The following is an 8,357-nucleotide window of genomic DNA, read 5'->3' as shown; positions in this document are numbered from 1 at the left end:
CACCGACGAAGAGTTCGGATTCCATATTGTTGGAGCAAAGAATCGAGGGTTCGCTCAGGACATGGGCGGCGCCGTCCTGCTGGAGAAGATCGATGTTGATCCCCAGGGCAAAGAGGGATTTGACGTCACCGAAGGAGAAGCCCGAGCTGGAGTTGCCCTCACCGTAATGCATAAGGCCCAGCAGTTTTTGGGAGAAATTGACCGCTTGGCCGCCCATGTTTCCGTTGACGGAGATCAATCCATGGGAGGTGAGCCATCCGCCGGTAATGCCGTATTTGGCCCCGATGGCCTGCGCCAGTTTGCTGTTGATTTCGACTACCCGGGCTTTGATGAAGACTTGAGGTTTTTCGACATCGATTCGCCGGATAACTTGCATAATATTGCGGTATTGCTCGCCCGTCGCCAAGAGAATCAAAGAATTGCGTTCGACGTCGGCGACGACCATCGCTTTGCTTGGAGCTTTGCCACCCTTCCGCATCGATCGATTTCTGGCGTTGAGGTTGTTCATTTGAGAAACCAGTTTGCCCAGGATCTTTTCCATATCTTCGACGTTGGAGTTTTTCAGAGGGATCACGTACATTTTCTGAGAAACGCTCTCTCCCTGTCGATCGAGCTGTTTGATGTACTTGGCCATTTGATCGACGTTTTTCTTCTTACCTACGATGATGATGGAGTTGCTCGATTTGTCTTTGAAAATCCCCACCTTTTCGCTGGGGATGCTCTGGGGAAAGAGATCCTTGGCCATATTCACCGCGTTGGAGAAGACGTCGTTGACGTCGGCGTGTTGCAGTTTGATGACCATCGAACCTTTGTGGCCTGCCGTTTCGATGGCGTCGATAAGCGCTTTGATCGATTGAAGTGTCTTGGGATAGGCGGTGATTGCCAACACGTTGTTTTCTTTGAAAGAGACCGCTTTGGCGTTGCGTCCTAGCAGAGGGCGGATTTTCGCTCGCATCACCGAAGCGTTGGTATTTTTCAGAGGGAAGAGGACGGTTTTCATTGTTTCACCGCTCACTTTGTTGCTCACCTTTACCCCCATACTAGCCGCTTCCGATGCTTTGACCACCTCCATAAAATCGCCATGGTCGATCAGAGCGTATCCTTTGCTGGCCAGGATGGAATTGGCCAAAGAGAAGAGGGATTCCTTTTTGATGGGATGATTGGCGATAAAGTTGATTTTCCCTTTTAGCTGGCCGTTGATGAGGATGTTTTTGTCGGTGATCTTTCCGATCATCTCGACGAATTTCTGAACACTCATATTGCGTATGTTGAGCTTGATGCCGTCGGCTGTCTGGGCCCGGATCAGGGAGCTCACAAGCAGGATGGCAAGCCATTTTTTATTGAATATCATAATCCAGTTCTACCTCTTTTTTTCCGCGTTTTATGTTCAGTGTCAAGCCCTCTAGATCGTCGATGGATTGGAAAAGTTCCATTACGGTCCCGTAATCGTTCAAGCGCTCTCCGTTGACCGCCGTAATCAAATCACCCCGCTTCAAACCCAGTTTGTCAAAGACGCTCCCCCGTCTGATGTATCGGATCCGAAAGCCCTGGATAGATCCCCCCCTTTTTTCGGGAACGATTCCGATATCTTTCCATATTTTATCGACATTTTTCGTGTACTTTTCGATTAGGCTGCGGGGGACGACGGTCGCCGTTCCTTCGTGGGAAATCTTATCGTTTTCGTTCGCCGTATTTTTTTTGGAAACGAGAGGCACCTGTTGGTAGCCTTTCAAGGCTTTCTGTTTGATTTCCAGACGATACTCCCTACCGTTTCGGCGCATAATTACCGCGTTGGAGAGCACCTGTTCGAGACGGTAGCCTGCGAGGCTATCCCCCAGGCCAAGGACTTTGGCTCTGGAGCCTTTCTCGATGACAGCCAGGGACTGCGAAGGCCCCTGATAGGTTGCTACAAGCTTCAGGTCCCGGATCGAGGCGAGGGATTGACTCGGCTTTTTGGCCAGAGCTTTGGGGAGAGCTTCATCGGATGCGAGGCGAAAACGGTGAGGCAGAAGTTTCGGGGAGGTGGCGCGTTCGTGTCGTACTCCGTGTATGGGAAGCAGAAAAAGTTCGATAAAAACCCAAGCGAGTTTGATGAAAGCCGCTATTAGAAAGAGCGGGAAGAACAAATGCAAGAGGGTACGAAGCTTAGAATTGTCGTTCATAGTACCACCCCTCTTTGTCGCGTTTCAGATAAGGTCGCAGATTTTCGATCTCTCCTATTCGGGTCCAACGCACGCGTAGCATCCTCTCTTTTATATCGTAAAAGCCGTGAATTTGACCGAAAGAGCCTTGTGCTTCCAAAACAAGATGTCGGGGATTCCAAAGACGATATCGGATCTTCAAGCGGTCGATCGAAAGTTGGACGAAGCGTTGCATCGCCGGGGAGATTTGAAAAGCGTATCCGTCAAGGCGGTTGTAGAGTAGGAAAGTCTCAGCATCCAGTGTTCGGAAAGTACCGAGTTCGATTCCCTGCCAGTAAATCGTGACTTCCTCGAGATGCAAGCCCAGAGGCTTTTCGATGATTTTACGTTGATCGAGGACAATTCCTTCTTGTTGCAATTTTTTTTGCAGAAGATAGTAGAGTTCCCGTTTGGGAGCGAAGAGAATGAACGCGATCAGAGCGGTCAATAGAAGAAGAATGGACTTTTTTACCACTTGCATCGGCACTCCATGCGATAGAGTCTTCCGACTCGTTCAATCGTCAAGTGTTCCATCTGCAGGGGAAGTGCCCCGATTTTACCGAGAAAGCGGTTGAGTTGTCGTCCTTCGAGTTTTTCGAGTTCGATGGTTAGACGATGGTTCCGGTGATCGAAACGTCGGATCTGTTCCGGGGAGATCGACGCTTTGAGGCGATTGATCTTCTCCTGCAGGCCACGGGTGTTCCAGAGCCGTTTCAAAGCACGGGTCTGTCGGATTTCCGTCAGGGCCGTTTCCGTTTCTATCCGAGCATCGAAGAGACTCTTTTGTATGGAGAATTTGTAAAAGTATCCCGCCACTGCGAAAAGAAAAGCGCTGAGAAGGATCGCCATTTTTCCCCGCATCGTCGTCATTGCCAGTTTCCTTCGATTTGGAGTTGCTTTCCGCTGATTTTAGCGGGAAGCTGCAATGAAGAAGCCCGCTCCTTCAAGGAAATGAGCAATGAAGGAGAGGCCTCGATGATCACATGGTATCCTCGCTCGTCTAGAGTAAGTTTTGACAGTTTCGAATCCCGGCCGAGAAGGGTACCGATCTTTTTCATCACATTTCGTATCTGACGCTGCTTTCGATCGAGCGATCGATAGTGGGAATAGATGTTTTTCCGGGTGATGGAGTCGGCCAGTGCGGGATGATCTTTCGTAGCTATGAGTAGCTTCTCCTGCAAAACACTTTGCATTCGATGATCACGGATCCCCTCCGCAAACCAGGAGATTCCCAGAAGTACGAGAGCGAGGGAGAGTCCTAAGGTCTCTCGACTTCCCAGCCAATGGTGTTCCCCTCTCCCGCGAAAGTGAAAGCCGGGATGAACCCGGGTCAAGGTAGGAAAGACGGTTTCGGGCTTCCGAGGATGTGTCTCCTTCGGTAGTAGCTTTTCCGGCATTAACGTCACAATGTCTCCTACGGTGACCAGAACATCTCCATTTTCCAGGAGTAGAGGATTTTTGAAACTCTCGGCAAATTCCTGGGCGAAATGAATTCGACCGATGTTTTCCTCTTCAAGTCCGCTTTCTTGAAGAAGGCGTTTGATTTTTTTGGGATCGTAGGAGAGGAGGACCCAATCATCGGCTTGTTTGAAAACTTCATAAGTCCAGTCGCTCTGTGCGCCCAGTTCTTCCAGAATGGAGGGAGCGAGACGACGGGCCTCGAACGCGAAACGGACGGGGAGTTTCTCACGTTTTAGTACAAAAAGCTGCGGAGTCAATAGAAGATCGTATTTTTCTTTTCGCTGCGGCTTGGAAAGCGGCGGCATTCCGGAGTAAAGAGGAAGGAGGGGACGTTTACGGCGTTTGAAATTCAAAGCGGGCGATCCTTCCATCGAGATAGTCAAAACCTATATTATACTGTCCCTCCCTAAAAGTGACCCTCCCTTCGCAGCGCATCGCCGGACTCTTTTGGGGCCTGAAAAGTCGACTGTAGCGTTTTTTGTCCGCTCCGACACTCTCGAGAAAGGTGTTCAGTTGGCCGGGGACATAGTCTGCTTCGACAAGGGTCGGTTCCAAATCATAGAGGTAAGCGACTACTTTGGGTGCGAGAAAATCACGATCGAGTCCTTGCCCGTATCCCTCGAGATTTTGTAGGAGGAAATATCCCTTCCAGTCGATCGTATAGACCGATGGATCATCGGCGAGGAAGCGATACTCGTCTAAAATTCTTTTAAAAGAGTGTTCGTTCATCGCTCCTTTGGGCGGCTGAAGCCACGCTTCCTCTCCAAACACAATCCGTGTGCCTCGTAGAGCGTTACGCAACATTTCATAGAGTCTACTCGGGTCACGTAGTTGTGCTTCGTCCGTCAAACGTTCGAAGAGAGTTTTGGCCAGCTCGTAGCGTTCTTTTCGCTTTGGATTTTCATCGAATCCAAGCCAAGAGATGGGTATCCGGTCAAACAAGGGACCGCATTGCGCCAAAAGGCCGAAATCTCCACCGTTTCCATAGAGGGGTAACGGGGTTGAGTAGAGGGTCTGAAGCGTGTTGACGGAGGGTTTGGATTTCAAGTACTTGTGCAAAAGGTTCGTCAGGTCTTCACGCAAAAGATCGGCTTGGAGGGTCGCGGCTTTCTCTTCGGCCTTCTTCCGTGCGCTCTCCAAAGAAGAGAAGAGTATTCCCAAGAGACCGAACATCGCCGCTATGACGGAGAGCGTAATCAACAGTGTGATACCTTTCCGCATTCTCAACCGTCTCAAAGTACTTTTCCCTTAGCATTTTGGTGTATTATAGTAAAAGTACCGAGAACGGATCGGTAGAGTATCGAAAAAATAGAGATGATATGATAGAAACAAAGGATATAAGGAATGAAAAGAGCTTTCAGTCTCTTGGAATTGTTGGTAGTTATCCTCATTCTCGGAATATTGGCGGCCTTCGTGGCTCCGAATCTCATCGGAGTAGGCGAGAAAGCGAAACGGGATTTGGTGTGTAGCCAGATGAGCAGTGTTGCCCAAGCACTCAAAATGTTCCGCTTGGATAACGGAATGTATCCCGATACGGAGGAGGGTCTCCAGGCATTGATGCACAATCCCGATAGGGAAAAGTATCCCAATTATTCATCCCAACCTTATTTGGAAAAAATGCCCAAGGATTCTTGGCGAACACCGATTGTTTACGTCAAAGAAGGTGATAAATTCGATTTGATCAGCTACGGCGCCGATCGAAAAGAGGGAGGTGAGGGAGAAGCGGCAGATATCTACTATAGCCGATGTCAAAAATAGGTCGAGAAGAGGGTGGAAGTGGCTCCAAGGCTTTTACACTGTTGGAATTGCTGATCGTGATTTTGCTTCTCTCTCTAATGGCGATGATGGTAGCCACCACTATTTCCAAGCGGAAAAAAACGCGAAACATTACCAATATTTCCCAGTTGAAATCGTTGCGTAGCTCTCTGCCTTCGGGGAGAGGCGAGCTGGTTTGCCTGGATGGTTGTACACACTGTTTTCTACAGGATGCAGAGAAAAAGGAACACCCCCTTTCCCAGGGCTTCAAAGGCCTTAAAGCCTATATACTTGATCGAAGGGGGGATGCCCACACTCCGGAGTTTGGTCGTTATGAGGACCATCCTGTCTGCCTGCGCTTTCGCTTTCGCCGGAACGGCAGTACCTCACAGATGATTCTCGAGAGGAAAGGTGTCTTCTATTTCGTTCCGGCGTATTTTGGAAAAGTGCGCAGTTTTCCTAGCCTGGAGGAGGCGCGGGCATATTGGTTGAGGAACAGAGAGCTTTTGCAAAACCGTTGGGACTATTACTGATGCGACGGAGAGTCGCTTTTACACTTATTGAAGTCCTGGTGTCGGTCGTTCTGATCTCGGTCGTGGTCGTGGGGATATTGAAGATCCGTGAGCGGAATATCGATGCGGCGCGGTATTTGAGTTCACGAATGGGAGAAGAGATGGCCAATTCGCTTTTTCTCGGTTCGGAATCCTTACGCTACAACGGAGAGAAGAAAGACGCTTATTCCCTTCTTCGGGGCTTTGGTGTGAGCAAAGACAAAAGCCGTGATATTCTGAAGAAAATGAGCCGCCGTCTTCGTATCGGTAATCCTCTGCCGATCGGAGATCTCCCTCTGCCGATCAAACTCAAGGCGATAATACTTGAAGGTAAATACCCTTCACGCTATTATCGAATTCTTTATTGAATGTCGAAAAGTCCATAGAGGATTCATTTATAAGGGGCTTCTGTCGAGTGTTTCGGATTACGAAGCTGGTATACTGAAAAAAACGGAGAAGAATATGTTCAAAGGCTTGCTGATCCTTGTAGTGGTGGGAATCGCTTTCGCCTATTTTGTTTTCAACTTTGTCGGAGATGTGGAACGTAATGATCCGCAAAGTTATATCAGTAAAAACGAAAGAAAGGCGAAGGAGTTCGCCCATTATTACGAAAAAGATGCGCTGGGGGAACCGGTCTTGGTTTTGCAAGGGGTTCCGATGTCCAAAGCCCGCGAAGTTTGGCGTGAGAGCCAGATGCCCAAAGAGATGCTCGAAAACTTTCCGGATTTCGAAGCGATTCGGACGTTTATCCACGATCGGATCAAACCCTCCCTGTTCCGAAAAAAACTTTTAGAACGAGTCGATGCCATCGAAAGCGATTATCTGGGAGGATCCATCGATTCGGATACTGCCCGAGAAAAACTTTCCAATTTATGAATCCGGATATTTTGCGGAGTTTTTAATGATGAGAGAGTTTTCGGTATCTCTCAGAAGAGTCGATCAAGAGGAGTTATCGGGATTTTTGCCGTTGGAGCGAATCTTCTGTTGCCACTCCATCAGGCGTTTTTCGAAACCGATTCCCTTACTTTCGTAAAATTTCATTTTTTTGGGCAGATACTCCTGCGCGACCCAGCCTCCGTGATCGTGGGGGTAGCAATAGCTTTTGCTGTGGGTTTTGATCTGAGGAGGGATCGGAAGGAGGGTGCCTTCTCGGATCGCCTTCTGTGCCCGATTGACGGCTTTGTAGGCACTGTTGGATTTGGGAGAGGAGGCGAGGTAGATGACCAACTGGGCCAGGGGGATCCGCGCCTCAGGATAGCCGATGTGTTCGACGATGGTGAGGGTGGAAGCGGCGAGATTCAGAGCGTTGGGATTGGCATTGCCGATATCTTCGGCGGCCAGGATCGCCAGACGTCTGGCCAGAAACTCGGGGGGTTCGCCTCCCTCGATGAGTCGGGCCAGCCAATAGAGCCCGGCATCCACGTCACTGCCTCGGATGCTTTTGATCATTGCCGAGGCAAGATCGTAATGGCTGTCGGCTTCGGCGGAGCCGGCCCGAATCGCCTGGGGGCGCAAAGAGCGCAGAGTGGGCAAGGTCACGGGCCGTTCGACGGCCGCGGCACTCTCCAGCAGTCCCAGCATCGCCCGCAGATCCCCGCTGCTGGAGTGGATGAGGTATTCGGCGGCCTCCGCTTCGACGGCGATTCCCTCTTCTTTCAGGACCCGTTCGAGCATCCGGCGCATCGCTGCATCGTCGATCGTTTTGAGTTCGAAAAGATGGCTGCGGGAACGGATGGCGGCGGTGAGGGCGTAGTAGGGGTTCTGCGTCGATGCTCCGATGATCAGGGCCCGCTGCTCCTCCATATAGGGCAGCAGCACCTCCTGCTGGGTCTTGCTCAGGCGGTGGACTTCGTCGATGAAGACCAGCGGCTTTTGCAGGGCGTTGGCATAATCCCGAAAAAGCTTGCGCAATTCGTCGATCTTGAGGGTCGTGGCGTTGAACTCATGAAAGGGGCGTCCCAGTTTGTTTGCCAGGATCCTGGCCAGCGTCGTCTTGCCGCAGCCGGGAGGACCGAAAAGCAGCGAGTGGGGCAGAGCGTCGGCCTCCACCAACTTTCGAAAGGGCGCGTCGGGTGCAAGCAGATGCTCCTGCCCCACCATCTCTTCAAGGGTTTTGGGGCGATATTTCAGAGCGAGCGATATCATAGACGGTGTTCTTTCAGCCCGTCAGGCAGATGGCGGAAATTGAGGATTGGATCTGCTGATAAATCCATGGCGTTCCAGACTTGATCCGGAATCAAAAGGTACCAATATCTATGAAACCGTGGATCCTGAATCAAGTTCAGGATGACGGAAGCGTATCCTTTCGGTTTTTCAGAAAACTCGATTGAGAATGGAGCATGGAGGAATTTGAATGAGAGCACCGAGAAAGATTTTAGCGGTGAAGCAAAGGATGGCAGGTTGTGCTCCC

At 50.4% G+C, this 8,357-nt stretch carries 12 protein-coding genes; 4 read left to right on the top strand and 8 right to left on the bottom strand.

Annotated elements, in window-relative coordinates; genetic code table 11:
• The 6 genes from MVB78_RS00690 to MVB78_RS00665 form a co-directional block, all read right to left on the bottom strand.
• Nucleotides 1-1,351: secretin N-terminal domain-containing protein (locus MVB78_RS00690; protein ID WP_297486740.1), on the bottom strand; the 1,351-nt coding region annotated here is incomplete at its 3' end.
• Entirely contained in the window at nt 1,338-2,162 is an 825-nt protein-coding gene (locus MVB78_RS00685) for a PDZ domain-containing protein (RefSeq protein WP_297486738.1), read from the bottom strand. The genes MVB78_RS00685 and MVB78_RS00690, both read right to left, overlap by 14 nt.
• Nucleotides 2,146-2,661: a hypothetical protein gene (locus tag MVB78_RS00680; protein WP_297486736.1), complete on the bottom strand. Its 516-nt coding sequence runs from the start codon at nt 2,659-2,661 to the stop codon at nt 2,146-2,148. The genes MVB78_RS00685 and MVB78_RS00680 overlap by 17 nt, the downstream gene beginning before the upstream one ends.
• Entirely contained in the window at nt 2,649-3,050 is a 402-nt protein-coding gene (locus MVB78_RS00675; RefSeq protein WP_297486733.1) for a hypothetical protein, read from the bottom strand. The genes MVB78_RS00680 and MVB78_RS00675 overlap by 13 nt, the downstream gene beginning before the upstream one ends.
• Nucleotides 3,047-4,012, bottom strand: coding sequence for a hypothetical protein (locus MVB78_RS00670; RefSeq protein ID WP_297486731.1), 966 nt, complete (start codon nt 4,010-4,012; stop codon nt 3,047-3,049). The genes MVB78_RS00675 and MVB78_RS00670 overlap by 4 nt, the downstream gene beginning before the upstream one ends.
• Entirely contained in the window at nt 3,975-4,814 is an 840-nt protein-coding gene (locus MVB78_RS00665) for a hypothetical protein (RefSeq protein ID WP_297486728.1), read from the bottom strand. The genes MVB78_RS00670 and MVB78_RS00665 overlap by 38 nt, the downstream gene beginning before the upstream one ends.
• Before the next feature lie 171 nt (nt 4,815-4,985).
• On the opposite strand from MVB78_RS00665, the gene gspG reads away from it, so the two are divergent.
• The 4 genes from gspG to MVB78_RS00650 all read left to right on the top strand — a co-directional run bounded on the left by gspG (nt 4,986) and on the right by MVB78_RS00650 (nt 6,823).
• A complete protein-coding gene (gene gspG / locus MVB78_RS00660; protein WP_297486725.1) occupies nt 4,986-5,399 on the top strand; it encodes a type II secretion system major pseudopilin GspG in 414 nt (137 codons plus the stop codon).
• Nucleotides 5,387-5,929 (top strand): prepilin-type N-terminal cleavage/methylation domain-containing protein, encoded by a 543-nt coding sequence (locus tag MVB78_RS11305; RefSeq protein ID WP_367270970.1) that lies wholly within the window; start codon nt 5,387-5,389, stop codon nt 5,927-5,929. The genes gspG and MVB78_RS11305 overlap by 13 nt, the downstream gene beginning before the upstream one ends.
• Nucleotides 5,881-6,315, top strand: a complete 435-nt coding sequence (locus MVB78_RS00655; protein ID WP_297486722.1) for a prepilin-type N-terminal cleavage/methylation domain-containing protein — start codon at nt 5,881-5,883, stop codon at nt 6,313-6,315. The genes MVB78_RS11305 and MVB78_RS00655 overlap by 49 nt, the downstream gene beginning before the upstream one ends.
• A 94-nt stretch (nt 6,316-6,409) precedes the next feature.
• Nucleotides 6,410-6,823 (top strand): hypothetical protein, encoded by a 414-nt coding sequence (locus MVB78_RS00650; RefSeq protein ID WP_297486720.1) that lies wholly within the window; start codon nt 6,410-6,412, stop codon nt 6,821-6,823.
• Nucleotides 6,824-6,886: 63 nt separating this feature from the next.
• On the opposite strand, the gene MVB78_RS00645 is transcribed toward MVB78_RS00650, so the two are convergent.
• Together MVB78_RS00645 and MVB78_RS00640 are read right to left on the bottom strand one after the other, a co-directional pair.
• The gene (locus MVB78_RS00645; protein ID WP_297486717.1) at nt 6,887-8,092 is read right to left on the bottom strand and encodes a replication-associated recombination protein A; all 1,206 of its coding nucleotides are present in this window, start codon (nt 8,090-8,092) and stop codon (nt 6,887-6,889) included.
• Nucleotides 8,089-8,357, bottom strand: a 269-nt coding sequence (locus tag MVB78_RS00640; RefSeq protein WP_297486714.1) for a hypothetical protein, incomplete at its 5' end; no start/stop codon positions are given. The genes MVB78_RS00640 and MVB78_RS00645, both read right to left, overlap by 4 nt.

The organism is Thermococcus sp. (genome assembly GCF_026991495.1).
In the GTDB taxonomy this organism is placed as follows: Archaea; Methanobacteriota_B; Thermococci; order Thermococcales; family Thermococcaceae; genus Thermococcus.
This window is presented reverse-complemented; position numbering and strand designations above follow the sequence as displayed.

Bases quoted from the DNA above. Each gene is read 5' to 3' on its own strand.
- MVB78_RS00685 (WP_297486738.1), bottom strand. From the start codon at position 2,162: ATGAACGACAATTCTAAGCTTCGTACCCTCTTGCATTTGTTCTTCCCG.
- MVB78_RS00680 (WP_297486736.1), bottom strand. From the start codon at position 2,661: ATGCAAGTGGTAAAAAAGTCCATTCTTCTTCTATTGACCGCTCTGATC.
- MVB78_RS00675 (WP_297486733.1), bottom strand. From the start codon at position 3,050: ATGACGACGATGCGGGGAAAAATGGCGATCCTTCTCAGCGCTTTTCTT.
- MVB78_RS00670 (WP_297486731.1), bottom strand. From the start codon at position 4,012: ATGGAAGGATCGCCCGCTTTGAATTTCAAACGCCGTAAACGTCCCCTC.
- MVB78_RS00665 (WP_297486728.1), bottom strand. From the start codon at position 4,814: ATGTTCGGTCTCTTGGGAATACTCTTCTCTTCTTTGGAGAGCGCACGG.
- gspG (WP_297486725.1), top strand. From the start codon at position 4,986: ATGAAAAGAGCTTTCAGTCTCTTGGAATTGTTGGTAGTTATCCTCATT.
- MVB78_RS11305 (WP_367270970.1), top strand. From the start codon at position 5,387: ATGTCAAAAATAGGTCGAGAAGAGGGTGGAAGTGGCTCCAAGGCTTTT.
- MVB78_RS00650 (WP_297486720.1), top strand. From the start codon at position 6,410: ATGTTCAAAGGCTTGCTGATCCTTGTAGTGGTGGGAATCGCTTTCGCC.
- MVB78_RS00645 (WP_297486717.1), bottom strand. From the start codon at position 8,092: ATGATATCGCTCGCTCTGAAATATCGCCCCAAAACCCTTGAAGAGATG.